The sequence below is a fragment of the Pantoea sp. App145 genome, assembly GCF_047947045.1.
In the GTDB taxonomy this organism is placed as follows: Bacteria; Pseudomonadota; Gammaproteobacteria; order Enterobacterales; family Enterobacteriaceae; genus Pantoea.
In genome coordinates this window covers 3,602,122-3,626,016 of the sequence record NZ_CP133290.1, presented here as the reverse complement: position 1 = coordinate 3,626,016, position 23,895 = coordinate 3,602,122, and the positions used below count along the sequence as shown (strand labels likewise).

Here is a 23,895-nt window from a genome sequence, read left to right as displayed (position 1 = left end):
CTGTTATGCAAAAAGTTGTTCTCGCCACCGGTAATCCGGGCAAAGTTCGTGAACTGGCCGACCTGCTGTCGGCCTTTGGCCTCGATATCGTGGCACAAACCGAGCTGGGCGTGGAGTCAGCGGAAGAAACCGGTCTGACTTTTATCGAAAACGCTATCCTGAAAGCGCGCCATGCTGCCCACATCACCGGCCTGCCCGCGATTGCGGATGACTCCGGTCTGGCGGTTGATGCCCTCGGCGGTGCTCCGGGCATCTACTCCGCGCGCTACGCGGACCTGGAAGCCAGCGATCAGCAGAATCTTGAGAAGCTGTTGGTCGCACTGGAAAACGTCGCGGATGGCGAGCGTCAGGCCCAGTTCCATTGCGTGCTGGTGTATGTACGCCATGCCACAGACCCTACGCCGCTGGTGTTTCATGGCAGCTGGGCAGGCGAAATCACCCGTGCCGCAGCAGGCCAGGGTGGTTTTGGCTACGATCCGATTTTCTATATCCCTGAACTGGGCAAAACGGCTGCGGAGCTGAGTAAAGATGAAAAGCGCGCCGTTTCTCACCGTGGCAAAGCATTGACGCTGTTACTGGATGCGATGCGCAATGCCTGATTTACCGCCGTTAAGCCTTTACATCCACATTCCGTGGTGTGTACAGAAGTGCCCCTACTGTGATTTCAACTCTCATGCATTGAAAGGCGAGGTGCCGCACATCGAGTATGTGCAGCACCTGCTGAACGATCTGGAGCAGGATTTGCCGCTCACCAGCGGACGCGAAGTTCGCACCATTTTTATTGGTGGTGGCACCCCCAGCCTGCTGAGCAGCAATGCCATGCAGATGCTGATGGATGGCGTGCGTGCGCGGCTGCCGCTGGCAGCAGACGCAGAAATCACGATGGAAGCCAATCCCGGCACGGTCGAAGCCGATCGTTTCAGCGGCTACCAGCGGGCTGGAATCAACCGTATTTCGATTGGGGTGCAGAGTTTCAGCCCGCAGAAGCTGGAGCGTCTGGGTCGTATTCATGGCCCGGAAGAAGCGAAACGCGCCGCCCATCTCGCCGCCGGGCTTGGCCTGCGCAGCTTTAACCTCGATTTGATGCACGGCCTGCCCGATCAATCGCTGGAGGAAGCGCTCGACGATTTACGTCAGGCGATTGCGCTTAATCCGCCGCATCTGTCGTGGTATCAGCTGACTATCGAGCCAAATACGCTGTTTGGTTCGCGTCCCCCGGTGCTGCCGGATGATGACGCGCTGTGGGATATCTTCGAACAAGGCCATCAGCTGCTGACGGCGGCCGGTTATCAGCAATATGAAACCTCCGCCTATGCGAAACCTGGCTACCGTTGCGAGCACAACCTCAATTACTGGCGCTTTGGTGATTACCTCGGCATTGGTTGTGGCGCTCACGGCAAGCTGACGCAACCGGATGGCAGTATCCTGCGTACGGTGAAAACCCGCCATCCACGTGGCTTTATGAAGGGCAATTATCTGGATAAGCAGTATCAGGTTGCGGATGCGGATAAACCTTTCGAGTTCTTTATGAACCGTTTCCGTCTGCTGGAAGCAGCGCCGCGTGCTGACTTCCGTCGCTATACCGGGCTGGATGAGGCGATCATCCGTCCGCAGATTGATGCAGCCATTGCGGCCGGATACGTGGTTGAAACGGAGCAACAGTGGCAGATTACGGAAAAAGGCAAGTTGTTCCTTAATTCGTTGCTGGAGTTGTTCTTAGCCGAAGAATAAAAATAGCCCGGATAATTCCGGGCCATTTTATTAATTCCGCTCAGTATTCTGTCTTAATTGCAGCAGTTGCGTATTGATTAACGCAATATTCACTTCACAGGGTGAACCATCATCCAGATAGACGGTTTCCGCTATCTCCAGCACTGCATCATTTTCTTTTAATTTCAGAAGATTAATCTGCTCCGGATTGGTCAGATTAATTGCGTTTAAATGTTGATCCCTGCGCTGAACCTTCTTGCCCGTAATTTGTTCAATATACGAGTATTTAGATATTTCCAGCTTGCTGAACTCCATGCTGCTAAACATACTTACCGGCAGATGGCACTGTTCCAGTGCGACAGGAATATCATCAAAACACATCAGACGAACAATTTTGTACACCTGGTCGCTGTTTTTAATGCGCAGTGCCTGCGCCATATCCGCTGATGGCACTTTGATGATGCTGGCGGTAATGACTTTTCTGATCCCTTTATAACCCTTTTTCTGCGCCTGATAATCAAAAGGTGACAGGGCGTGAAAGCGGCCAGAATGATTACTTTTCCCAATAGAACCCACGAAAAGGCCAGACCCTTTCACCCGGTAAATGCGCTGCTGCTCAATCAGAATACGGGTTGCTTCCCGCACAGTGGCACGGGTAATGCCGATATTTTTCGCGATCGCAATTTCGGTATCGAGTTTATCGCCAGGCAGAAGCCCTTCATCTTTAATCTTGCGGAGGATGTAATCGACAACCTCTTTCTGCTTCTCAGTAATGCCATCGACCATCAACGTTGTTCCCGATAAGAGTAGGCTCTGGCTCCGTGAGCCATGAGTGCACATGTATGCCTGAGTTTATTTTCTAAGTGCCAGTCTGACCGCATCAGGATGTGATCGAGTTAACGAATTTGCACTCAACCTCAGGGTGTCCAGCCAGATTTCAATCTTACATATTGTATCTATACACGTCCATGTGCATTATCAAGATGACTAGACACATTAAACATGTCTATACCTGACTACCAACACCGGCGTGTTGATGAAAAAACTCCAGAATAAAACACAACTACATAATTAATATCATTTTTATTAAAAAGTATTTCTACAACAACAAAAACAGAAAACATTACGCGCACAACACCAGGTGCAGTAACCATCAGGTTTCAGGGATAAATGACTGGACACCTTTTGCCACAGAAGCGTTAACGGCCAACAGTAAAGAGTCCGGGTTACTGCATAAAACAGAGCTAAAGCGAGATCAGTTCATGGTAAATAGAGAGTTAGCAAACGCGATTCGATTTCTCAGCATTGATGCGATCCAGAAGGCCAATTCAGGGCATCCTGGTGCCCCGATGGGAATGGCGGATATTGCCGAGGTTGTCTGGCGTCACCATTTACGTCACAACCCCAAAAATCCTCAGTGGTTCAATCGCGACCGTTATGTTCAGTCCAACGGACATGGCTCGATGCTGCTTTATTCCCTGCTGCATCTGACTGGCTACGATCTGTCGATTGAGGACATCCGCCAGTTTCGCCAGCTACATTCCCGCACCCCAGGGCATCCTGAATATGGTTATACCCCAGGGGTAGAGACCACCACCGGGCCACTGGGCCAGGGTGTGGCGAATGCGGTCGGCATGGCGATTGCCGAGAAAGCGCTGGCGGCTCAGTTCAATAAACCTGATTTTGCCGTTGTCGATCATTACACCTGGCTGTTTTTAGGTGACGGTTGCCTGATGGAGGGGATTTCCCATGAGGCCTGCGGCCTGGCGGGCACCCTGCAACTCGGTAAACTGATCGCCATCTGGGATGACAACGGTATCTCCATTGATGGTCATGTCGAAGGCTGGTTCTCCGAAGATACCGCCGCACGTTTCCGCGCTTACGGCTGGCATGTGATTGAAGGTGTCGATGGGCATAATGCCGCTGCTGTCGATGCGGCGGTACGCGAGGCCAAAGCGGTCACGGACAAACCCAGCCTGTTATGTTGCAAAACCATCATCGGCTTTGGCTCACCGAATAAAGCCAATAGCCACGATTGTCATGGTTCCGCCCTTGGCACCGCAGAAGTCGCGCTGGTGCGTGAAACACTGAACTGGCCTTACGCGCCATTTGAAATTCCCGATTCGATCTACCAGGCCTGGGATGCCCGCGAACAAGGAGCAAAAAATCAACAAGCGTGGGATCAGCTGTTTGCCGCTTACCAACAGCAATGGCCGCAGCTCGCTGATGAATTCACCCGCCGTATGCAGGGTGAACTACCAGCCAACTGGGCTGAGGATATGGATAACTACATCGCGGCGTTACAGGCAACGCCAGCCAGCCTGGCCACCCGTCAGGTCAGCCAGAAGTGCCTGAATCACTTCGCCGATTTATTGCCGGAAATGCTGGGCGGCTCGGCAGACCTGTCACCGTCGAATCTAACCAGACAGCAGCAATCCGTCGATTTCAGCGCTGAAAATCCGGCGGGCAATTACATTTCCTACGGCGTGCGCGAGTTCGGCATGTCCGCCATTATGAATGGCATGGCCCTGCATGGCGGCTTCATCCCCTACGGCGGCACCTTCCTGATGTTTATGGAATACGCACGCAACGCGGTGCGTATGGCGGCACTCATGAAGATCCGTTCGGTATTCGTGTATAGCCATGACACCATCGGCCTCGGTGAAGATGGCCCTACCCATCAACCGGTTGAACAATTAGCCTCGCTGCGACTGACCCCCAATATGGAAACCTGGCGCGGTTGCGATCAGGTCGAAGTGGCAGTGGCATGGCGTCAGGCGATTGAACGTAAAAACGGACCCAGTGCGTTAATTCTGACCCGGCAATCGCTTGAGCAGCAACCGCGCTCTGCGGCACAACTGGCGGATATTTCGCGCGGCGGATATGTGCTGCTTGATTGCGAGGGCAAACCCGAGCTGTTGCTGATTTCATCAGGTTCAGAAATCGAGCTGGTGGTCGCTGCCGCAAAAGTTCTGTTACAGGAAGGTCGCAAGGTACGGGTGGTTTCTATCCCCTGCACCGAACGTTTTGATCAGCAGGATGCGCAATATAAAGAATCGGTACTGCCGCACGACGTGCGCAAACGCCTGGCAGTTGAAGCCAGTATTGAGGGATTCTGGCAGCGCTACACCGGTCTGGATGGCAAAGTGATCGGTATGAAATCATTCGGTGAGTCCGCTCCGGCAAACGTACTTTTCAAACATTTCGGCTTTACGGTAGAAAACGTACTTGAATCCGCCCGTAGCTTACTGAAGTAATCACTGAACACGTATTTAATGCAGGAAAACGATATGTCGAATCTGTCAAAGTGGCTGAATGAGGAAAAGATCCAGTACCTGGAAAATATCTCTGACTGGAAAGAGGCCATTCAGGTAGCAGGACGTCCGCTGCTGGAGGAAGGTGCCATTTCTCAGCAATACATTGATGTCATCATTCAGCAAAAAGAGGACATTGGCCCCTACTTTGTTATCGCCCCACGAATAGCCATGCCGCATGCTCGTCCGGAGCAGGGAGCGAATAAACTCGGGTTATCCGTCGTCAAACTGGCGACGCCCGTCAAATTTGATGCTGATGAAAACGATCCGGTCGATGCTATTTTTATGTTCTCAGCCGCAGATAGTAATAGTCATATTGAAATGATTTCAGAGCTGGCAGAAGTCCTCTCAGATGAAGACAAGATGAATCAATTCTTCAACTCCCGCAGTAAAGAAGAATTGCGTGCGGTGTTGCTGACAGACAACGTTGTTAATTAAACAAGCATGACAAATATATTTCAGAATAGAAACCAAGAGGTGTGAAATGAAAATTATGGCGGTTTGCGGTTCAGGGCTGGGAAGCAGCTTTATGATGGAGATGAACATTAAAAAAGTGCTGAAAGCCATCGACATCACTGCGGAAGTTGAACATTCCGACCTGGGTTCAGTAACCCCCGACGTTGCGGATGTTTTTGTCATGGGTAAAGACATTGCCTACAGTGCCAATCTTCCTGAAGGCAAGGTTATTATCATCAACAACATCATTGACATTAAAGAGCTTGAGCAGAAAATTCGCGAATATTTTAATAAACCCTGACTCAAACTTTTCTACCCTAAATCATTCAGGTTGCAGCCAGGGAATATGCAACCTGAATGATCACGACTATAAAACAGAACGCTTACCGCTGAGGTTATTATGTTTATCCAAAACCTTTTATTGGTCGTTGTTGACGTGCTGAAAGTGCCCTCAATCCTGGTAGGATTAGTGGCGTTATTTGGTCTCGTCGCACAAAGAAAACCGTTCCCGGATGTGATTAAAGGTACGGTAAAAACTATTCTGGGCTTTTTAGTGCTGGCAGGTGGTGCGTCGGTGCTGGTCGGTTCACTGACTCCGCTGGGTGACATCTTCAAGCAGGCCTTTGATGTACAGGGTATTATTCCAAACAACGAGGCCATGGTCTCAATTGCGCTGGAAAAATACGGTGCACCGACCACGCTGATCATGGCTTTTGGCATGGTGGCGAATATTGTGGTTGCCCGTTTTACCCGCCTGAAATACATCTACCTTTCCGGCCATGTTACTTTTTATATGGCCTGTATGGTGGCCATTATTCTGTCAGTCGCCGGTTTTGAGGGTGTGCAGCTTATTTACACCGGTTCTCTCGCCCTCGGAATGCTGATGGCGTTTTTCCCGGCGCTGGCCCAGCCGCATATGCGTAAAATTGTGGGTCATGATCAGGTAGCCCTGGCGCATACCGGTACGGTTGGTTATGTGCTGTCAGGCTGGATTGGTTCTCTGGTCGGTAAAGGATCAAAATCCACCGAAGAGATGAACATGCCGAAAAACCTGAGTTTTTTGCGCGACAGCACCATCTCGATTTCTCTGACCATGATGATTATCTACTTTATTTTGTCTGCTTCTGCGGGCAAAGACTATGTGGAAAGTCATTTCAGCCATGGTCAGAACTACCTGGTCTATTCATTCGTACAGGCCATTACCTTCGCCGCCGGTGTATTTATTATTCTGCAGGGTGTGCGGTTAATTCTGGCAGAGATTGTACCGGCGTTTACCGGATTTTCGGAAAAGCTGGTGCCCAATGCCCGTCCGGCACTTGATTGCCCGATTGTTTTTCCCTATGCGCCGAATGCAGTGCTGGTTGGTTTTATCTCCAGCTTTGTCGGTGGCCTGGTCGGATTATTTATCCTCGGCCAGTTGAAATGGGTATTAATTCTGCCGGGCGTTGTACCGCACTTTTTCTGCGGGGCTACTGCCGGGGTATTTGGTAACGCCACAGGCGGCAAGCGTGGTGCGATGCTGGGTGCATTTGCCCATGGCGTGCTGATTACCTTCCTGCCAGTTGCGTTATTACCGGTACTGGGTGCACTGGGCTTAACCAATACCACCTTCTCAGATACGGATTTTGGTGTGACGGGGATTCTCCTCGGTAATATGGCCAGATATATGGACAAAGGCACCATCACCATGGTGATTACCGGGATTTTTGCTCTGCTGGTTATTTATAACTTTGCCGCCAGCAATAAGACGGTGGCGAAAGAAGCGAACAACGAATAAAAATAATCAGGGGCTGAAATCAGCCCCTTTTTTTAACCTTTAATTCCCTGCACCAGGCCTTTACGCTGCCCTTCCAGGTCGGTCACGCGATTACACACCTCATGACCAAAATTCTGAAAATCCTTCTCCTGCTTGTTCCATTCGGTTTGAATCGACTGCTGTAAGCCGCCGAGATTACCGACTAAAGCCTGCAACGGGTTATTGCCGCTGCCTGCCTGCTGGCTGCCCATCTCATTCAGGCTGTCCTGCAGGATGCCACCCATGGTGCTCTGGACTAATTTTTCGCCATCAGCGCGCACCTGATCAATTGCCTGATGATGGAACGTCAGACCATCGCTGCGATGTTCGATAATACGATTCATCTGCTGCTTCAGCTGACCATCAAGGGTGGTGAGGCGGTTACGTACGTTGCTGTTCGGGCCGAGTTTTTCGACGATAACCTGGTCCAGTGCTACCCGGCTTCTCTCCAGACGCGAGCTGGCACCCTGGTCAATCCACGGCAAATCGCGACGCAACGCGTTCTGATAGTTGATGGCTTTCTGGCGCGTGGCGTTGTCAACGTTAACCCGCTGACCATTGAACTGCACATCACCCTGCGGCGAGATTTCGAGGTTGCCGTTTTCTCCCACCACCTGCACGCTCTGCGGCTTAATAATCACATCATCTTGTGGCTTAACGCTGCATTCATACGCAGCCTGGGCCTGAGTCGCCGCCAGCAACAACGCGGCGAGAAGCGCTTTACGAACCATGAAATCTCCTGCATCCCTGGGTGAACCGTAACGGCACGATACATTGCGCCGTTACAGGATGTGCCGATGAGCACCGTTTATGTGATTCTTAGTCCCACCACACATCAAAGAGTTCAGTCACCTGCACATCTGCCAGGCCACGATCCTGTAACCATTTGCGAACCAGCTCACGATGTTCATCGGTGCATTTGCCGGTCTGTTGCAGGCATACCAGCCCTTCCCATACCAGGTAGCCGCTGCCATCGTAGGCCAGACCATTCGGGTCGATCGCTTCGTTGATAAACGCATCCAGCGTGCTATCAATCTGCTCCTCGCTGGTGCCTTCAGCAAAACGCCAGGCGACGGAGAAACCCAGTTCCTGAAACTCATCAATATGCAACTTCTTACGTAAACGACGGCTGCGCTGTGTGGCCATTATTTCACCCTCTCAAACATCAGATCCCAAACGCCATGGCCCAGTCGCTGCCCGCGTTGCTCAAATTTAGTTAACGGACGCGTTTCCGGACGCGGCACGTAATCATGGCTGGCTGACTGGTTGTGATAACCATCAATGCTGCTCATCACTTCCAGCATGTGCTGTGCATAGGCTTCCCAGTCGGTTGCCATATGGAAAACGCCCCCCAGCTTCAGCTTACGCATCACCAGTTCGGCAAACGGCACCTGGACGATACGGCGCTTGTTGTGACGCACTTTATGCCAGGGATCCGGGAAGAACAGCTGCACCATGCGCAGCGAATTATCCGGGATCATCTTCTCCAGCACTTCCACCGCGTCGTGACACATCACGCGCAGGTTTTCCACGCCCGCTTCTTTCGCTGAACCCAGGCAGGCACCGACACCCGGCGCATGCACTTCAATACCGAGAAAGTTCTGGTGTGGGTTATTTTTCGCCATCGTCACTAACGATGCCCCCATACCAAAGCCAATCTCCAGTACCACGGGGGCTTCGCGTCCGAAGAGCCCGGGCAAATCCAGCGGCTCCGGCTGATACTCGACGCCCATCTCCGGCCAGTATTGATCGAGCGCCAGCTGCTGTCCTTTGGTTAAGCGCCCCTGGCGGCGCACAAAACTGCGGATACGGCGTAATGGCCGTCCGTTCTCATCAAATTCTGGGGTGATGACGTCATTAATCATGTCAAAGCCTGCTGATTAGCCTGTTCAGGGAAACGCGCATTATGCAAAGTTCAATAGCAGAAGCAAGCCTTTGCAATCTTCCGGTTTACACCCTGATCTCTCTGTGCTGGAATTCCTGCCTGATTGTAGAGTAACCATGGAAAATTGCCTTCTTATGATGCAAGCGCCGCAATTCGCGCAACAGGTGCTGGATTGGTATCAGCGCTTTGGCCGCAAAACCCTGCCCTGGCAGCAGGAGAAAACGCCCTATAAAGTCTGGCTCTCTGAAGTGATGCTTCAGCAGACTCAGGTTGCCACCGTTATTCCTTATTTTGAACGCTTTATGGCGCGTTTTCCCACCGTAACCGATTTAGCGGCCGCACCGCTGGATGAGGTGCTGCACCTGTGGACCGGCCTTGGCTACTATGCACGTGCGCGCAATCTGCATAAAGCGGCAAAACAAGTGGTGGATAAGCATGGTGGCGAATTCCCGCGTAATTTTGATGACGTGGCGGCGCTGCCTGGCGTCGGGCGTTCAACCGCGGGTGCCATCCTGTCTTTATCGCTCGGCCAGCATTTCCCGATCCTCGATGGCAACGTAAAACGCGTGCTGGCACGCTGTTATGCCGTCGCGGGCTGGCCCGGTAAAAAAGATGTCGAGAAGCGTCTGTGGCAACTGAGTGAAGAGGTTACGCCTGCGCAGGACGTCAGCCAGTTTAATCAGGCAATGATGGATCTTGGCGCGTTAGTCTGTACCCGCTCGCGTCCCAAATGTGAAATCTGCCCGCTAAATAGCGGTTGCGTCGCTTATGCTAACAACAGCTGGGCCAGCTATCCCGGTAAAAAACCGAAACAAACGCTGCCAGAACGCAGTGGCTGGTTCCTAATGATGCAACATGGTGACGACGTCTGGCTGGAACAGCGCCCACCGGTGGGCCTGTGGGGCGGCCTGTTCTGTTTCCCGCAATTCACTACTGAGCAGGCAATGCTCGACTGGCTGGCAGAGCGTGGCATCCACGCCCGACCGCAACAGCTCACCGCGTTTCGTCACACCTTCAGCCATTTCCATCTGGATATTGTGCCTATGTGGCTGGCATGGCCTTCGTCCGGGTCGCTGATGGATGAAGCAGGCGGTCTCTGGTATAACTTAGCGCAACCACCGTCAGTGGGTCTGGCTGCGCCGGTCGAGCGCCTGTTGCATGAACTGCGACACCCCCAGCAACTGGCACTGCATACGCGAGTGACCGAAGAGGAAGAGTAATGAGCCGCACCATTTTTTGTACTTATCTGCAACGTGACGCTGAAGGTCAGGACTTTCAGCTTTATCCTGGCGAGCTGGGTAAGCGCATCTACAACGAGATCTCGAAAGAAGCCTGGCAGCAATGGATGTCGAAGCAAACCATGCTGATCAACGAGAAAAAGCTCAACATGATGAACCCGGGCGATCGCAAAGTGCTGGAACAGGAGATGGTGAATTTCCTGTTTGAAGGCAAAGATGTGCACATTGAAGGTTACACACCGCCGGAAAAATAAACTTTCAGGGCCTCACCTTGAGGCCCTTTTCAGGTCAGGCTCGCATTAACAATGAATAAAAAATTGATCGCCATGCTGGCAATCGCACCGCTGTTGGTTTCCTGCGCCGGACACAAACAAGGGCAATATCACGAAGAGTGGGTCAAGGACACCAACGGTTTCGACATCCTGATGGGGCAGTTCGCCCATAACATCGAAAATATCTGGGGAATCAATGAGGTTCTGATCGCCGGACCGAAAGATTACGTCAAATATAGTGATAATTATTACACCCGCAGCCACATCAACTTTGATAGCGGTAGCATCACCATTGAAACCATTTCCGGCACCGATCCGATGGCGAGCCTGCGTCAGGCGATCATCACCACGCTGCTGATTGGCGAGGATCCGGGTAATGTCGACCTCTATTCAGATGCCAACGATATTCAGATCAGTAAAGAACCGCTGCTTTATGGCCAGGTGCTGGACAATACCGGACAACCGATTCGCTGGCAGGGCCGTGCCGCTAACTTTGCTGACTACCTGATTCAGAACAAGCTGCAGAAACGTACGTCGGGCCTGCATGTTATCTGGTCGGTGACCATTCCGATGGTGCCGAACCACCTCGACAAACGTGCGCATAAATACCTGCCGATGGTGCGTAAAGCCGCCGAACAGTATGGCGTTGATGCCTCACTGATTCTGGCGATTATGCAGATTGAATCGAGCTTCAACCCCTATGCGGTCAGTAACTCGGATGCGCTGGGGCTGATGCAGGTGGTTCAGCATACGGCGGGGGTCGATGTCTATCGTATGAAAGGGAAATGGGGCCAGCCGAGCCGCAGCTATCTGCTGGATCCGGAAAACAACATCGATGCGGGTACGGCCTATTTGTCGCTGTTGCAGAACACCTATCTGGGCGGGATTCAGGACCCGGTATCACGACGTTATGCGGTGATTACCGCTTATAACGGCGGTGCTGGTAGCGTGCTGCGCGTGTTCTCCAGTGATAAAGATCGCGCGTTTGCCACCATTAACAGCATGTCGCCGAGCCAGGTATATCAGACACTAACTAACGACCATCCTTCCGCAGAATCACGCCGATATCTGTACAAGGTGAACAACGCCCAGCGCAGTTATCACCGGTATTAAAGCACTGTAGCGACGCGATTTATCGCGCAATTCCGGGCACCATGCCAGAAAAATCCGCGCGATAAATCGCGCCGCTACACAGAACGACAGAAGCGGCCATCAGGCCGCTTCTGGCTTTATACCATCATATTCGCTACCAGGTGTTTACGCCCGCTGTCATCTTCTTCGGTATAAACGCCCTGTAGTTCTGGTGAAAAGCCTGGCAGCAGATTAATGCCCTCTTCCAGCGCAAGGAAATAACGCTGTACCGCGCCGCCCCACACCTCGCCAGGCACCACACACAGCACGCCCGGTGGATAAGGCAATGCGCCTTCAGCAGCGATACGCCCTTCTGCCTGTGCAATCGCCACCAGCTCCACATCACCACGAATATATGCCTGATGCGCATCCTGCGGATTGACCACCACCTGCGGGAAGCAGGCTTCGCGGAACATCGCCTTCTGCAAATCTTTCACATCATAGCTGACGTACAAATCATGCATTTCCTGGCACAGACGACGCAGGGTATAGCCCTGATAACGCGCCATATTTTTGCGATACACACTCGGCAGCACCTCCGCCAGCAGCGCGTCTTCCTTCACATGCTGTTCGAACTGCTCCAGCATCGCCACCAGGTGCGCCATCTTCTCAGCGCTCTCCGCCGGGGTCAGCAGGAACAGAATTGAATTGAGGTCACATTTTTCCGGCACGATACCGTTTTCGCGCAGGTAGTTGGCGAGGATGGTCGCCGGAATGCCGAATGCCGTGTACGCACCGCTGGCGGCATCAATACCCGGCGTGGTCAGCAACAGCTTGCAGGGATCCACCAGATATTGCTCGCTGGCATAACCGGCAAAACCGTGCCATTTCGCTCCCGGTTCGAAGCTGAAATACGCCGGATCGGCGGCAATCGTTGCCGTTTCTGCCGACTGCCAGGGCTTACCGTGCACCCGCTCCGGCAGGAAGGGCTGAATCATCTCACAACGTTGCAGAATCGCTTTACGCGCATCAATGCCCAGCGTGACGCACTCGTGCCACATGCTGCGGCCCGCTTCCCCCTGATGCATGCGCGCATTGATATCCAGCGCGGCAAACAACGGATAGAACGGGCTGGTGGAAGCATGCAGCATAAAGGCGTTATTCAGGCGCTTATGCGGACAGAAACGCTTCTGACCACGAATATGGTTATCTTTCTTGTGAATCTGCGATGTCTGCGAGAAGCCAGCCAGCTGCTTATGCACCGACTGGGTAACAAAGATACCAGGATCATTTTCGTTCAAATCCAGCGTCAGCGGTGAGCAGCCCTCCATCAGCGGGATAAATTGCTCGTAGCCCAGCCACGCTGAGTCAAACAGGATGTAATCACACAGATGGCCGATGCGATCCACCACCTGACGCGCGTTGTACACCGTACCGTCATAGGTGCCGAGCTGGATAATCGCCAGACGGAACGGACGCTGATCTTTCGCCCGCTGCGGTGCTACTTTCTTCACGCGCTCACGCAAATACGCTTCGTCAAAGCAGTGAGCATCAATGCCGCCAATAAAACCAAACGGGTTACGTGCCGCTTCCAGATAAACCGGCGTCGCACCAGCCTGAATCAGCGCACCATGATGGTTGGATTTATGGTTGTTGCGGTCAAACAGTACCAGGTCGCCACGCGTCAGCAGTGCGTTGGTCACCACTTTGTTCGCGCTGGAGGTGCCGTTCAGCACGAAATAGGTTTTATCCGCGTTGAACACTTTCGCCGCGTACTTCTGCGCGTGTTTGGCGGAACCTTCGTGGATCAGCAAATCGCCCAGCTTAACGTCCGCGTTGCACATATCGGAGCGGAAGACGTTTTCGCCATAGAATTCATAGAACTGCCGACCCGCCGGATGCTTTTTAAAGAACGCACCGCCCTGATGGCCCGGGCAGGCAAAGGTGCTGTTCTGCATATCAACGTAGCGCATCAGGGTGTCAAAGAACGGCGGCAGCAGTTTGGATTCATAATCCTGCGCAGCTTCTTCCAGCCGCTCCCACTCTTCCGGCGCGCCGTTGATTTCGCCGGTCACGCCCGGCAGTTGCAGCACCTCTTCATCAAAGGCGTTGGCAACAAACACCGGCAGATTGAAGCCGGTATGGCGCAACAGCGCCAGCACGCCACTCCGCGTATCCGCCAAAGAGACGACAACAGCCGCCACATCGGTAAAGTCAGTATTGTCCAGCGTCACCACGTCGCGCATGGTGTTCAGGCTCAGGTTTGGCGCTACAGCAGCGCTGGCAGCAATTTTCAGTGGTGTCATAACACAAATCCCCAGAGGTCAAGGATGAGTGGGTGCCAGTGGCACAGCAATGAGGAAAATTCCCCGGCGAATAACGTCAGACGGATGGGTGCAAAGGTGGATTACAGCCGCAACCGATAGACATCAGTAAAGCCAGAAAGCGTCTGTCTTTACTCATGTCCAACAGCGAGCGTTAAGCTGGCCTCACCGCATGGTGAGCGAGAAATGCGAACAACAGATGACGGAGGAACGCTTTCGGCGAAGCGAACGGGAACAAGTGCAAATCTGCATTGTACCGGGCATGGCGGCGTCCTCAGTGTTAAAGGGAATGGATAAACTGGCGCAATAATGTCATCTTTTTTTTGCCGGAACAACCCGCCAGCAGCAATTTCTACGCATGAAAGCATAGAGATAACACATTGATAATAAAAATATTTTATCAGATACTAAAATCAAAAACGCTTAAATATCCGCACCTTATGCAAAATTATGCAAGGTGCGGATATTAATAACAAAGCGTTACAGCCAGTGCTGGGCGCGGATCTTTTCGCCATCGCTAAAGCGGCTGAAGCGGAACGGCTGCGCATCCACCGATGGCGTGCTGTTCAGCACCAGATCGGCCATCAACTGACCGGCACCGGGGGCAATACCAAAACCGTGGCCGGAAAAACCGGTCGCCAGATACAACCCAGACACCTGATCAATGCCGGAGATCACCGGGATTGCATCGGGCATGGTGTCGATCAATCCCCCCCAGCACTGCGCCACCGGTAGATCGCGCAACGGCGGCATCAGTTCTGCCAGACTATGACGCATACGCTGTACAATCGCTGGATCGATCAGGGGATCGAGCACGCGCAATACCTCATAAATCGATCGTTTATCGGCCTGACCGGGCTTCCAGCGCAGCGCTTCATCGACAAAGCGTTTGCCCAGACGCAGCTGGAGCGACTTACGCTCCACCCAAAATGCGGGCATAAAGCGCGGGCTGAAACGCAGTGAATCCAGCGTGATATCGGCGGTGTTGGTGGCTGAACTGGCGACGGTCAGCCCGCCATCCAGCCGCTTACGCAGCGCCACGCTGCCAAAACTGGCACAGACGCCGGGATCGAACTCAACCGGACGAGTACGCAGCACGGTTGACAGTACTTTCAGCTGCGGCAGCGTCACCCCCATCCCCTGCAACAACAGGCGCGACCAGGCCCCGCCTGCCACTACCACCTGCTGACAACGGATCGCACCATGCTCAGTCACCACTTCGCTGACGCGGCCATTGGTACGTTCGATGGTCCGTACCGCGCAATGCTGTTGCAAATTCAGCCCCAACTCCATCGCCGCCGCGACCATCGCCGGAGCCGCCTTTTGCGGTTCTGCCCGTCCATCCAGCGCCGTATACAACCCGCCGGGATAGCTGGCCTGCAACTGCGGCAGATACTGGCGCAGCTGTTGCGGCGTCAGCATTTCGCTTTCAATACCGTAGTGGCGGGCCTCATTTACCCAGCGCTGATGACGCTGACGTTGTTGCTCAGTGCGGGAGGCGTAAACGATGCCGTTGCGACGAAATCCGGTTTCGCGGTTAAGGCGCGTATTCATCCCTTCCCACAGCTGCATACTGAGATTAATCAGTGGCAGCTCGCGCAGATCACGTCCGGTACGACGGCACCAGCCCCAGTTGCGGCTCGACTGCTCTGCCGCCACCGTGCCTTTCTCCAGCAGCACGGTACGTACCCCGCGCTGCACCAGCGACAAGGCGGTCGCTACGCCGATAATCCCGCCGCCAATAACCACCACTTCGACGCTGGTCGGAAACTGCGCCGAAGAGGGAACTGCATCAACGCTGGGGCCCATGGTTTATTTCCTCGTCAGGTAAAAGGGCATCAATAGTTATCTTCCACCGTCCAGTTCACCGGAATTTCGGCGATGCTGGTGGTGGTGGGTAATTCCAGCACCGTGCGAATCAGGTGCGCGAGATCTTCCGGCTGGGTCATTTTCTCAGCCGGGACTTCCGTCAACGCGGTCCCCATATCGGTGGCAACAAATCCGGGGCAAATGGCGGTGCAGCGAATGCCATCGGCATCACCGATTTTGCGTAAGCCGTGCGCCAGCGCCAGTGCGGCATACTTGCTCATGGCGTACAGGCTGGAACGCTCGGCTTTAACGCGCTTGCCAGAGAGTGACACCAGCATCACGATGCGCCCGGCACCGCTGGCCTGCAAATGCGGCCAGGTCAGACGGCTGAGACGCATTGGTGATTTGACATTGACGTCAAAGGTACGATCGAACTCGTCGTCAGTGGCTTCCAGGATCGACAGCGGCAGCATCATGCCAGCGTTGTGCACTACCGCATCAATGCGGCCAAATTTTTCGATAGTCGCCGCGACCCACGCTTCTTCGGTGGCAGCATCGAAAGCATCGAAACGGCACACCAACTGATTGTCGCTATCGCTAAGGATGACATCTTCCGGCGAACGACAACCGAGACTTACCGCCCAGCCGTTCGCCAGCAGATTGGCAGCAATCGCCGCCCCGATACCGCGACTGGCTCCACTGATTAACGCGACCTTTCGTGTTGATTTGCTCATGATTCTCCCCCTGTGAAATCTATTGCTATTGCGCGATAAATCGCGCGTCTTCATAACGATGCCCGCAGCCGCGTATCCAGCGGGCTAATCAGCGGCGCAATCGCAGCCACTTCCTCTTTCAGCAGCGCGACATAATGTTGCTGCACCTCGGGATTCAGCCGCGGTGAGAGGAACGTCAACCCCAGCGATCCCACCACCCCCGCACCAGAAACTTCGATCGGAACGGCGATCCCGGCGATCCCCGGAATGAGTTCTCCCGGATCGATGGCAAAGCCCTGCTGTCTTGTCTGATCCAGTTTCAGTTGCAGATTTTCCGCCGTCAGTTGCGGCCAGCTGTCGAGCCGTGCCCGGTTACGTGCCAGAATCGCCTGTTGCTGTTCCGCCTCAAGAAACGCGAGAATTGCCAGGCTGCCTGGTCCAAGGCCCAGTGGTACAGCGCCCCCGACCGAACCGGTCAGCGTCTGCATCTGGTATTCGCTGTCGTAGCGATCGATACAGACCGAGTCATCCCGATCGCGTGCCATCAGCATCGCCGTCTCGCCAGTCTGCTGGCGTAACCGCTCCAGCGCAGGCTGGAACTGACGACGCAGGCCCGGCCCGCGTGCCGCTTTGGCACCAAACACCAGCAGCTTGGTGCCCAGCCGGTAACACTTGTCGCTCTGCACTTTTTGCAGCAGCTGATGCTCCACCAGCGAATTGAGAATGCGGTGGCAGGTTACTTTGTTGAGGCCAGATAGTTCACACAGCGCTTTCAGCGTTGCCCCTTCACTTCCCGCATCTGACACCAGATCGAGCAACATCACCGCACGATCGAGTAGCTGGACGCCATTTTTCCCCGAATTTTCGTTCATCGCCCCACCGCCAAAGTTCCACATTGTGAAACTTTAAATCATAAGATTTCAGTATATGGTTTTTTGTTGACTAATTTTCTAGCAGATTTCATATTCGGTTGACAAGTGAGCAACGCGATTCGACAAAAAAAGTCGCTCACAGCACAAAATTTACAACACCTGCAGATTCATCCCGACAGAGGAAATATCTATGAAAAACCATCGCATGCGTATTCTGGCTGCTTCGATGTTGCTGTTGGCCGCCCCGGTAATCACTCACGCGGACACCCTGTCCGACATCAAAGCCCGCGGTGTATTAACTGTCGGGGTGAAGAACGACTATCCGCCCTATGGATACATGGACAACAACGGCAACACCGTCGGTTTTGAGATCAGCCTGGCGCGCTACATCGCCAATGAACTGCTCGGTTCGCCGGACAAAATCAAGCTGGTGCCGGTGAACGCCTCCAACCGCATGCAATTCCTCAATTCCGGGCAGATCGACATGATCATGGCCACCCTCGGCGTAACGCCGGATCGTGCCAAACAGATCGACTTTACCGATGAATACGTTTCTGCTGCCGGCCCGTCGATCCTGGCGCGCAAAGAAGTGAAATTTACTCAGTGGGAGCAGCTGAAAGGCCAGAAAATCTGCGGGATTCAGGGTTCCTACTTCAACAAAACCGTGACGCAGAACTATGGCCTGCAACTGGTGAACTTCACTGCGCTGCCGGAAGCCTACCGTGCGTTGCAGGATAACCGTTGCGTGGCGATGGTGTTTGATGACATGTCACTGCAAAACAAGCTGAAAGAACCCGGCTGGAGCGATTACAAAATTGCGGTGAAGCCGTATGAATACCTGCCGATGGCCGGTGGCCTGCGCAAAGGGGATGATGCTTTCCGGGCGGCGGTGGATAAGGCCATCGTCAAAGCCGAAGGCGAAAACAAGCTGATTGGCTGGGAAAAAGAATTCGATATGCCCGCCTCGCCGTACATCGCCAAACGTGCTGAAGCAGCGCGCGCTGCGGCCAAATAAGCCGTCAGGAGCGCAACATGTTCGGACTCGATTTCTCCTGGCTGCTCGACCCCACGTATCAGCAATGGCTGTTACAGGGTGTGCTGCAAACGCTGGAACTGGCGGCGCTCTCTTCGCTGTTCGCCATTCTTATCGGCCTGCTGGGCGCTTTTGGCCTGACGTTCCGGCTCGCGTGGCTGGATGCCAGTATCGAGCTGTTCGTCGAGCTGTTTCGCAACACACCGCCGCTGCTGCAAATGTTGTTCTTCTACTTCACGCTGACGCAGATTGGCTTTACCAGTGAAGATCCGGTGACCGGCTTGCAGGTGCCGCTGATTAGCGCCTTTATGTCGGCCACCGTGTCGCTCAGCCTGTTTGGCGGCGCGCTGTGTATCGAAGCCTTTCGTTCCGGCTTCGATGCGGTGCCGAAAGCGACGCTGGAAGCGGCGCGCTCCCTGGGTTACACGCGCTGGGGGTTATTCCGCCATGTGCAGATGCCGATTGCCGCACGCATCTGCCTGCCGCCGCTGACCAACGTGCTGACCAACCTGTTCAAAACCACTTCGCAGGCGTCGGTGATCACCGTCCCGGAACTGATGTATGCCGCCGGACAGATCTATAACGACACCTTCCGCACGCTGGAAGTGATGCTACTGATTCTGGTGATTTATGTGGTGCTGGTGAGCGCAGTGGTGTGGCTGATTGGCTGGGTGCAGCGCGCGCTGGCCTATCCCGGTTATGGAGCCTGAGTGATGAGCGACATTCTCTATCTGAAACGCAAAAAACAAACGCGCCACGCCTTTCTGTTTATTGGTCTGCTGCTGCTGTTGTTCAGCATGGTCACCGATCGCGGTGGCGAGTGGCACCAGGTGTGGGAGAGGCTGCCACTGCTGCTCACCGGTTCGATGCACGGCTGGCCGCTGAACGGTGGCTTCATTCTCAACATCTTTATTGGTATCGCCAGCATGGCAATTGCCACGGTGCTCGGGTTGTTTCTGGGCCTGTTGATGCTGGCAAAACGCCGCTGGCTCAGCATCCCGGCGCGCGCGGTGATGAACTTTCTGCGCAACGCCCCCTGGCTGGTGCTGCTGTTTTCCATGCTGTATCTGCTGCCGTATCGCGTGGAGCTGCTGGGTTTCCAGTTCACGCTGTCACCGCTGTTTAAAGCGATTGTCGGCCTGAGTCTACCCACTGCGGCTAACTTTGCCGAGGTGATCCGTGGCGCAGTGAATTCAGTGCACAGCGGCCAGTGGGAATCCGCCCGTTCACTCGGTTACAGCCCGTGGCAAATCTATCGCATCGTGATTCTGCCGCAGGCGCTGCGCCGCATCATTCCCGGCTGGATGAATCTTTACGCGCTGCTGGCTATCTCCACGGCGCTGGCCACTGTCACCGGGGTGCAGGAAGTGGTGACGCTGCTGCGCACTACGCTGGCAACCGAAAGCGAAGGCTCGCTGGTTTACTTCTACGTCACCGTGCTGCTGATGTTCTTCTGTTATTGCTACCCGATTGCCCTGCTGGCGCGTCGGCTGGAAAACCACACCAAAGGGGATGCCATATGATCGCTCGCACTCCGTCCCTGATCGAGCTGGACAATATTCACAAATCCTTCGGTAACACCGAGGTGCTGAAAGGCATTTCGCTGGACGTCACCAAAGGCGAAGCGGTGTGCATTATCGGGCCTTCCGGCTCGGGTAAATCCACCATTCTGCGCTGCATCAATGGCCTGCTGCCGATTGACGATGGCTATATCCGTGTCGGCGAGCATCGCGTGCATGAGATTGAGAATGAAAAAGCGATGCGCCCGCTGCGTCATCAGGTAGCGATGGTGTTTCAGCAATACAACCTGTTTCCGCATCGCACGGTACTCGACAACGTGATGATGGCCCCGATGCAGGTGCTGAAACATGAACGCGACGCAGTACACGAGCGGGCGCTGCGCCTGCTGAAAAAGGTACGGCTGGAAGGCAAAGAGGGGCGCTACCCCGGGGAGCTTTCTGGCGGCCAGCAGCAGCGCGTCGCCATTGCCCGTGCGCTGGCGATGCAGCCGGAAATCATCCTGTTTGATGAAGTCACTGCCGCGCTGGATCCGGAAACAGTGAAGGAAGTGCTGAACACCATTCGCGAACTGGTGGATGACGGCCTGACCTGCCTGCTGGTGACGCATGAGATGCGCTTTGCGCGTGAGGTGTCGCACCGGGTGTGCTTTACCGATAAAGGCAAAATTGTGGAGATGGCGCCCCCGGCGCAGCTCTTTGACGATCCGCAGGATGCGCGCACGCGCGAGTTCCTCGGCCAGGTGTTGTAACGGAGTTGAGAGACATCATGTCTGATCAGGCAATTTTTACTGAAGATTTCAAAACGACCCCCTACTGGTGGGATGCCGCACCGCCGGAAACCTGTCGCGATCCGTTACCGGCTGAAACCGAGGTGGTGATTGTGGGTTCCGGTTTTGCCGGACTTAACGCCGCGATTGAGCTGGCACGCCACGGCAAAAAAGTGGTGGTGCTGGAGGCGAACGAGCTGGGCAGCGGCGGCAGTACCCGTACCGGCGGTATGATCAGCAGCGGCCAGAAACTGGTGGTGGGCGGTGCCATTAAAGGCATCGCACCTGAACTATTCCAGCGCATGATCGCCGACTCCATCGCTTCCTTTGCCTTTATTCAGGATCTGGTACGTGAGGAGCAACTGGACGCAGATCTGTTTATTGGCGGGCGCTATTTTGGCGCACATACCCAGAAGCAGCTGGCAGGTTTATATCAGATGGGCGATATCCTGCACCGCGTCACCGGCGTGACGGTGCATAAGATTGATCGCGCCACCCAGGCACCGATCATCGGCTCCGATTTTTATCACGGCGGCATCCTGGTGGATGAATACGGCGGTGTGCATCCGGGCAAATACAACCGCGCGCTGCGCTGCCTGGCGCGTAAATTTGGCGCACAGTTATTCTCCCATGCGCGCGTGACCGGAGTAGAAAACGAAGGTGGCAGCAAGGTGGTGTATACCGAACGCGGCACGCTACGCGCGCGCCAGGTGATCTTCCTTACCAACGGCTATACCGATTCCCAGGCGTCACCTGACCTGGCAAAACGTATTGTCCCGGTGAAAAGCTACCAGATCGCCACCGAACCGCTGCCGCCTGAACTGATGGCGAAGCTGATCCCTGGCGGCCGAATGATCACCGACAGCCGCCGCGATCTGATCTATACCCGCCCGTCCCCCGATGGCACGCGTCTGTTATTTGGATCGCGCCCTGGCATCATGGATTGTGATGATAAAACCGCGGCGATCCGTATTCGTCAGCGGATGCTGGCGATCTGGCCGGAGCTGGCCCCGTATCGTATCAGCCATGCATGGAGCGGCTATGTCGGCATGACATGGGATAAAACCGCCTATGCAGGGGAGATGGATAATGCGCGTTTTGCTGTCGGCTGCAACGGCAACGGTGTCGCGCTGATGAGCTGGCTTGGTTATCGCGCAGCACAGAAGTTGCTCGGCACCGAGGCGCGCCCACTGTCATTTGAACGCAATACCTTTAAACCCATCCCGCTGTATGGCGGCAAACCGTGGTTTTTACCGCTGGTGACCGGCTGGTATCGTTTCCGCGATGCGGTAGATAAGGCGCGCGATTGATGTGATGTTCCTTAGCGCCGCGATTTGTCGTGCGGGTGTTTCCGGCGCGGCGCACGGAATCGCGCCGCTGCCGTTAAGTTCGGCATTCAGGCACGTAGTTGTTGTAACTCACTTTCACTAAGGCCAGTCAGTTCGATAATAGTTTCCATATCCAGCTGTTTGGCCAGCATGCGGCGTGCCATTTCCTGTACCAGTTCCTGCCGCCCTTCCTGCCGCCCTTCCTGCCGCCCTTCCTGACGACCTTGCTGCCGCCACTGTTGTTCCACAGTCATAATCTGTTCCTTTAGTTGAGGTTTGCTTTGTATCAGTATCTCAACGAGTTTTTCCCGATTATCCGTATCCCCATGCTGCATCAGATAGTAGATCACGTCGACAGAGAGATCATCATTGTAATCGACCGATAGTAACGTTGCCATCGGATCGATATTTTCCAGTATGTCGCGAAGACGTATGATCTTATGCGCCATTTCCAGTCGTGCCACCGCGCGATGCGTCATGATCTCTTCATCAGGGATAACTGTGACATCAATCAGCGGGAAAGGATGGCAAAAAATCTGCTCAGCCAGATGCTGGTTATGGAATGAAGCCAGCCAGTTCATGGAGTAAGAAATGGGTAAGATTCTCACAGAGATTTAAGGGATTCAGATCGCCTTCAGGAAATATTCAGGAATGACAGCGGTGTTTCGGACCGGAACAACGAACGACGTGCACTTGATTTGGCTCACTAGAAGCATCCTGATTTGGGGAGTACCATTACCCCCAATTTCCTCAACTAGCCGGAGGCTGCATGTTCAAGGCACTGGTCATTGATAATGACGAACAGGGATATCGTACATCCCTGAAAGATCTGGAAGAAAAACAACTACCCGATCAGGATGTCACCCTCGCAGTTAGCTACTCCACCCTTAATTACAAAGACGCACTGGCCATCTGCAACAAAGGCCCGATTGTGCGTCAGTTCCCGATGGTGCCCGGTATTGATTTTGTTGGTCGCGTGATCAGCAGTCGCCACCCGCAATGGCAGCAGGATGATGTGGCGCTGCTGACCGGCTGGGGCGTGGGCGAGAAATACTGGGGTGGTCTGGCGCAGAAAGCCAGCGTCTCCGGTGACTGGCTGGTGAAAGTGCCTGCGGCGCTGAGTCCGCTACAAACTATGGCTATTGGTACCGCAGGCTTCACCGCCATGCTGTGCGTGATGGCGCTGGAAAAACAGGGCATCACGCCGCAGCACGGTCCGGTGCTGGTGACCGGTGCCAGCGGTGGCGTCGGTAGCTTTAGTGTCAGCCTGCTGGCGCGTCTCGGCTATGAAGTTGTGGCCTCCAGCGGCCGCTCCAGCGACAGCGACTATCTGATCAATACCCTTGGCGCTGCCTCAGTGATCGATCGCAACGAACTGAGCCAACCCGGCAAGCCGCTGGCGAAAGAGCGCTGGGCCGCCGCCATTGATAGCGTTGGCAGCCATACTTTAAGCAACGTACTGGCTGGCATGAAACGGGATGGTGTAGTCGCTGCCTGTGGCATGGCGCAAGGGCTGGATCTGCCCGCCAGCGTCGCTCCCTTTATTTTACGCGGCGTTATTCTGGCCGGCGTGGATAGCGTGATGTGCTCGCTGCCGCTGCGTCAGCAGGCATGGCAGCGCCTGGCTGAACTGGTGGAAGCGAATCAGCTGGAAAAACTGACCCGCGTGATCCCGCTCAGTGAAGCGCGTGAAGGTGCGGAACAGCTGCTGGCTGGGAAAGTTCGCGGCCGATTGATTGTGGATTGCCGCTAGCATCTGATAAGAAACGCGCGATTTATCGCGCAATG

The 23,895-nt window shown here is 54.4% G+C and carries 24 protein-coding genes; 15 read left to right on the top strand and 9 right to left on the bottom strand.

Annotated features, from left to right (window positions below; all coding sequences use genetic code 11):
- Positions 1–5: 5 nt before the first annotated feature.
- Positions 6–599 (top strand): RdgB/HAM1 family non-canonical purine NTP pyrophosphatase, encoded by a 594-nt coding sequence (gene rdgB / locus RCF31_RS16825; RefSeq protein ID WP_416411763.1) that lies wholly within the window; start codon positions 6–8, stop codon positions 597–599.
- On the top strand, positions 592–1,731 hold the full coding sequence (gene hemW / locus RCF31_RS16820; protein WP_299459930.1) for a radical SAM family heme chaperone HemW: 1,140 nt from the start codon (positions 592–594) through the stop codon (positions 1,729–1,731). Before rdgB ends, hemW begins: the two co-directional genes overlap by 8 nt.
- Positions 1,732–1,761: 30 nt before the next feature.
- Here hemW and RCF31_RS16815 read toward each other — a convergent pair whose 3' ends face one another.
- A complete protein-coding gene (locus RCF31_RS16815; protein ID WP_416411762.1) occupies positions 1,762–2,496 on the bottom strand; it encodes a GntR family transcriptional regulator in 735 nt (244 codons plus the stop codon).
- A 476-nt stretch (positions 2,497–2,972) separates the two neighbouring features.
- Here RCF31_RS16815 and tkt point away from each other — a divergent pair, with 476 nt between their 5' ends.
- The 4 genes from tkt to RCF31_RS16795 all read left to right on the top strand — a co-directional run bounded on the left by tkt (position 2,973) and on the right by RCF31_RS16795 (position 7,257).
- A complete protein-coding gene (tkt, locus tag RCF31_RS16810) occupies positions 2,973–4,967 on the top strand; it encodes a transketolase (protein WP_416411761.1) in 1,995 nt (664 codons plus the stop codon).
- Between the two features lie 33 nt (positions 4,968–5,000).
- Entirely contained in the window at positions 5,001–5,462 is a 462-nt protein-coding gene (locus RCF31_RS16805; protein WP_416411760.1) for a PTS sugar transporter subunit IIA, read from the top strand.
- Between the two features lie 46 nt (positions 5,463–5,508).
- Positions 5,509–5,781: a PTS sugar transporter subunit IIB gene (locus RCF31_RS16800; protein WP_299459922.1), complete on the top strand. Its 273-nt coding sequence runs from the start codon at positions 5,509–5,511 to the stop codon at positions 5,779–5,781.
- Between the two features lie 99 nt (positions 5,782–5,880).
- Positions 5,881–7,257, top strand: coding sequence for a PTS ascorbate transporter subunit IIC (locus RCF31_RS16795; protein ID WP_299459919.1), 1,377 nt, complete (start codon positions 5,881–5,883; stop codon positions 7,255–7,257).
- Positions 7,258–7,289: 32 nt separating this feature from the next.
- Here the strand turns inward: RCF31_RS16795 and RCF31_RS16790 are convergent, their stop codons facing one another.
- The 3 genes from RCF31_RS16790 to trmB form a co-directional block, all read right to left on the bottom strand.
- Positions 7,290–8,006, bottom strand: coding sequence for a DUF2884 domain-containing protein (locus RCF31_RS16790; protein WP_416411759.1), 717 nt, complete (start codon positions 8,004–8,006; stop codon positions 7,290–7,292).
- Positions 8,007–8,094: 88 nt separating this feature from the next.
- Positions 8,095–8,421: a YggL family protein gene (locus RCF31_RS16785; protein WP_299459913.1), complete on the bottom strand. Its 327-nt coding sequence runs from the start codon at positions 8,419–8,421 to the stop codon at positions 8,095–8,097.
- Positions 8,421–9,140 (bottom strand): tRNA (guanosine(46)-N7)-methyltransferase TrmB, encoded by a 720-nt coding sequence (gene trmB / locus RCF31_RS16780; RefSeq protein WP_416411758.1) that lies wholly within the window; start codon positions 9,138–9,140, stop codon positions 8,421–8,423. Before trmB ends, RCF31_RS16785 begins: the two co-directional genes overlap by 1 nt.
- Before the next feature lie 154 nt (positions 9,141–9,294).
- On the opposite strand from trmB, the gene mutY reads away from it, so the two are divergent.
- The 3 genes from mutY to mltC are packed head-to-tail and all read left to right on the top strand — an operon-like array spanning position 9,295 to position 11,783.
- Positions 9,295–10,380 carry an A/G-specific adenine glycosylase gene (gene mutY / locus RCF31_RS16775; RefSeq protein ID WP_416411757.1) on the top strand — a complete coding sequence of 362 codons (1,086 nt, stop codon included), beginning with the start codon at positions 9,295–9,297 and terminating at the stop codon, positions 10,378–10,380.
- On the top strand, positions 10,380–10,652 hold the full coding sequence (locus RCF31_RS16770; protein WP_299459904.1) for an oxidative damage protection protein: 273 nt from the start codon (positions 10,380–10,382) through the stop codon (positions 10,650–10,652). The genes mutY and RCF31_RS16770 overlap by 1 nt, the downstream gene beginning before the upstream one ends.
- Before the next feature lie 51 nt (positions 10,653–10,703).
- A complete protein-coding gene (gene mltC, locus RCF31_RS16765) occupies positions 10,704–11,783 on the top strand; it encodes a membrane-bound lytic murein transglycosylase MltC (protein WP_084876607.1) in 1,080 nt (359 codons plus the stop codon).
- 116 nt (positions 11,784–11,899) lie between these two features.
- Here mltC and RCF31_RS16760 read toward each other — a convergent pair whose 3' ends face one another.
- From RCF31_RS16760 to RCF31_RS16745, 4 genes are all read right to left on the bottom strand, one after another.
- Complete coding sequence (locus RCF31_RS16760) at positions 11,900–14,047, bottom strand: ornithine decarboxylase (RefSeq protein WP_416411756.1); 2,148 nt, start codon at positions 14,045–14,047, stop codon at positions 11,900–11,902.
- A 498-nt stretch (positions 14,048–14,545) separates the two neighbouring features.
- Entirely contained in the window at positions 14,546–15,874 is a 1,329-nt protein-coding gene (locus RCF31_RS16755; RefSeq protein WP_416411755.1) for an NAD(P)/FAD-dependent oxidoreductase, read from the bottom strand.
- Between the two features lie 29 nt (positions 15,875–15,903).
- Complete coding sequence (locus RCF31_RS16750; protein WP_299459889.1) at positions 15,904–16,608, bottom strand: SDR family NAD(P)-dependent oxidoreductase; 705 nt, start codon at positions 16,606–16,608, stop codon at positions 15,904–15,906.
- Positions 16,609–16,658: 50 nt separating this feature from the next.
- Positions 16,659–17,459 carry an IclR family transcriptional regulator gene (locus RCF31_RS16745; protein ID WP_084878576.1) on the bottom strand — a complete coding sequence of 267 codons (801 nt, stop codon included), beginning with the start codon at positions 17,457–17,459 and terminating at the stop codon, positions 16,659–16,661.
- Between the two features lie 190 nt (positions 17,460–17,649).
- On the opposite strand from RCF31_RS16745, the gene RCF31_RS16740 reads away from it, so the two are divergent.
- From RCF31_RS16740 to RCF31_RS16720, 5 genes are read left to right on the top strand one after another with little or no spacing between them, the layout of a single operon-like run.
- Positions 17,650–18,474 (top strand): transporter substrate-binding domain-containing protein, encoded by an 825-nt coding sequence (locus tag RCF31_RS16740; RefSeq protein WP_084876611.1) that lies wholly within the window; start codon positions 17,650–17,652, stop codon positions 18,472–18,474.
- 17 nt (positions 18,475–18,491) lie between these two features.
- Complete coding sequence (locus RCF31_RS16735) at positions 18,492–19,202, top strand: amino acid ABC transporter permease (protein WP_084876612.1); 711 nt, start codon at positions 18,492–18,494, stop codon at positions 19,200–19,202.
- A 3-nt stretch (positions 19,203–19,205) separates the two neighbouring features.
- Entirely contained in the window at positions 19,206–20,015 is an 810-nt protein-coding gene (locus tag RCF31_RS16730; protein WP_084876613.1) for an amino acid ABC transporter permease, read from the top strand.
- Positions 20,012–20,761: an amino acid ABC transporter ATP-binding protein gene (locus RCF31_RS16725; protein ID WP_299459875.1), complete on the top strand. Its 750-nt coding sequence runs from the start codon at positions 20,012–20,014 to the stop codon at positions 20,759–20,761. The genes RCF31_RS16730 and RCF31_RS16725 overlap by 4 nt, the downstream gene beginning before the upstream one ends.
- A 17-nt stretch (positions 20,762–20,778) precedes the next feature.
- Positions 20,779–22,089 (top strand): NAD(P)/FAD-dependent oxidoreductase, encoded by a 1,311-nt coding sequence (locus tag RCF31_RS16720; protein WP_416411754.1) that lies wholly within the window; start codon positions 20,779–20,781, stop codon positions 22,087–22,089.
- A gap of 86 nt (positions 22,090–22,175) precedes the next feature.
- On the opposite strand, the gene RCF31_RS16715 is transcribed toward RCF31_RS16720, so the two are convergent.
- The gene (locus RCF31_RS16715) at positions 22,176–22,715 is read right to left on the bottom strand and encodes an Rpn family recombination-promoting nuclease/putative transposase (RefSeq protein ID WP_416411753.1); all 540 of its coding nucleotides are present in this window, start codon (positions 22,713–22,715) and stop codon (positions 22,176–22,178) included.
- A gap of 161 nt (positions 22,716–22,876) precedes the next feature.
- On the opposite strand from RCF31_RS16715, the gene RCF31_RS16710 reads away from it, so the two are divergent.
- Positions 22,877–23,860, top strand: coding sequence for an MDR family oxidoreductase (locus tag RCF31_RS16710; protein ID WP_299459867.1), 984 nt, complete (start codon positions 22,877–22,879; stop codon positions 23,858–23,860).
- Positions 23,861–23,895 lie beyond the last annotated feature (35 nt).

Bases quoted from the DNA above. Each gene is read 5' to 3' on its own strand.
- RCF31_RS16710 (WP_299459867.1), top strand. From the start codon at position 22,877: ATGTTCAAGGCACTGGTCATTGATAATGACGAACAGGGATATCGTACA.
- mutY (WP_416411757.1), top strand. From the start codon at position 9,295: ATGATGCAAGCGCCGCAATTCGCGCAACAGGTGCTGGATTGGTATCAG.
- trmB (WP_416411758.1), bottom strand. From the start codon at position 9,140: ATGATTAATGACGTCATCACCCCAGAATTTGATGAGAACGGACGGCCA.
- RCF31_RS16760 (WP_416411756.1), bottom strand. From the start codon at position 14,047: ATGACACCACTGAAAATTGCTGCCAGCGCTGCTGTAGCGCCAAACCTG.
- RCF31_RS16725 (WP_299459875.1), top strand. From the start codon at position 20,012: ATGATCGCTCGCACTCCGTCCCTGATCGAGCTGGACAATATTCACAAA.
- rdgB (WP_416411763.1), top strand. From the start codon at position 6: ATGCAAAAAGTTGTTCTCGCCACCGGTAATCCGGGCAAAGTTCGTGAA.
- RCF31_RS16720 (WP_416411754.1), top strand. From the start codon at position 20,779: ATGTCTGATCAGGCAATTTTTACTGAAGATTTCAAAACGACCCCCTAC.
- RCF31_RS16755 (WP_416411755.1), bottom strand. From the start codon at position 15,874: ATGGGCCCCAGCGTTGATGCAGTTCCCTCTTCGGCGCAGTTTCCGACC.
- RCF31_RS16805 (WP_416411760.1), top strand. From the start codon at position 5,001: ATGTCGAATCTGTCAAAGTGGCTGAATGAGGAAAAGATCCAGTACCTG.
- RCF31_RS16730 (WP_084876613.1), top strand. From the start codon at position 19,206: ATGAGCGACATTCTCTATCTGAAACGCAAAAAACAAACGCGCCACGCC.
- RCF31_RS16735 (WP_084876612.1), top strand. From the start codon at position 18,492: ATGTTCGGACTCGATTTCTCCTGGCTGCTCGACCCCACGTATCAGCAA.
- RCF31_RS16785 (WP_299459913.1), bottom strand. From the start codon at position 8,421: ATGGCCACACAGCGCAGCCGTCGTTTACGTAAGAAGTTGCATATTGAT.
- RCF31_RS16800 (WP_299459922.1), top strand. From the start codon at position 5,509: ATGAAAATTATGGCGGTTTGCGGTTCAGGGCTGGGAAGCAGCTTTATG.
- tkt (WP_416411761.1), top strand. From the start codon at position 2,973: ATGGTAAATAGAGAGTTAGCAAACGCGATTCGATTTCTCAGCATTGAT.
- RCF31_RS16815 (WP_416411762.1), bottom strand. From the start codon at position 2,496: ATGGTCGATGGCATTACTGAGAAGCAGAAAGAGGTTGTCGATTACATC.
- RCF31_RS16750 (WP_299459889.1), bottom strand. From the start codon at position 16,608: ATGAGCAAATCAACACGAAAGGTCGCGTTAATCAGTGGAGCCAGTCGC.
- hemW (WP_299459930.1), top strand. From the start codon at position 592: ATGCCTGATTTACCGCCGTTAAGCCTTTACATCCACATTCCGTGGTGT.
- mltC (WP_084876607.1), top strand. From the start codon at position 10,704: ATGAATAAAAAATTGATCGCCATGCTGGCAATCGCACCGCTGTTGGTT.
- RCF31_RS16770 (WP_299459904.1), top strand. From the start codon at position 10,380: ATGAGCCGCACCATTTTTTGTACTTATCTGCAACGTGACGCTGAAGGT.
- RCF31_RS16795 (WP_299459919.1), top strand. From the start codon at position 5,881: ATGTTTATCCAAAACCTTTTATTGGTCGTTGTTGACGTGCTGAAAGTG.
- RCF31_RS16745 (WP_084878576.1), bottom strand. From the start codon at position 17,459: ATGAACGAAAATTCGGGGAAAAATGGCGTCCAGCTACTCGATCGTGCG.
- RCF31_RS16790 (WP_416411759.1), bottom strand. From the start codon at position 8,006: ATGGTTCGTAAAGCGCTTCTCGCCGCGTTGTTGCTGGCGGCGACTCAG.
- RCF31_RS16740 (WP_084876611.1), top strand. From the start codon at position 17,650: ATGAAAAACCATCGCATGCGTATTCTGGCTGCTTCGATGTTGCTGTTG.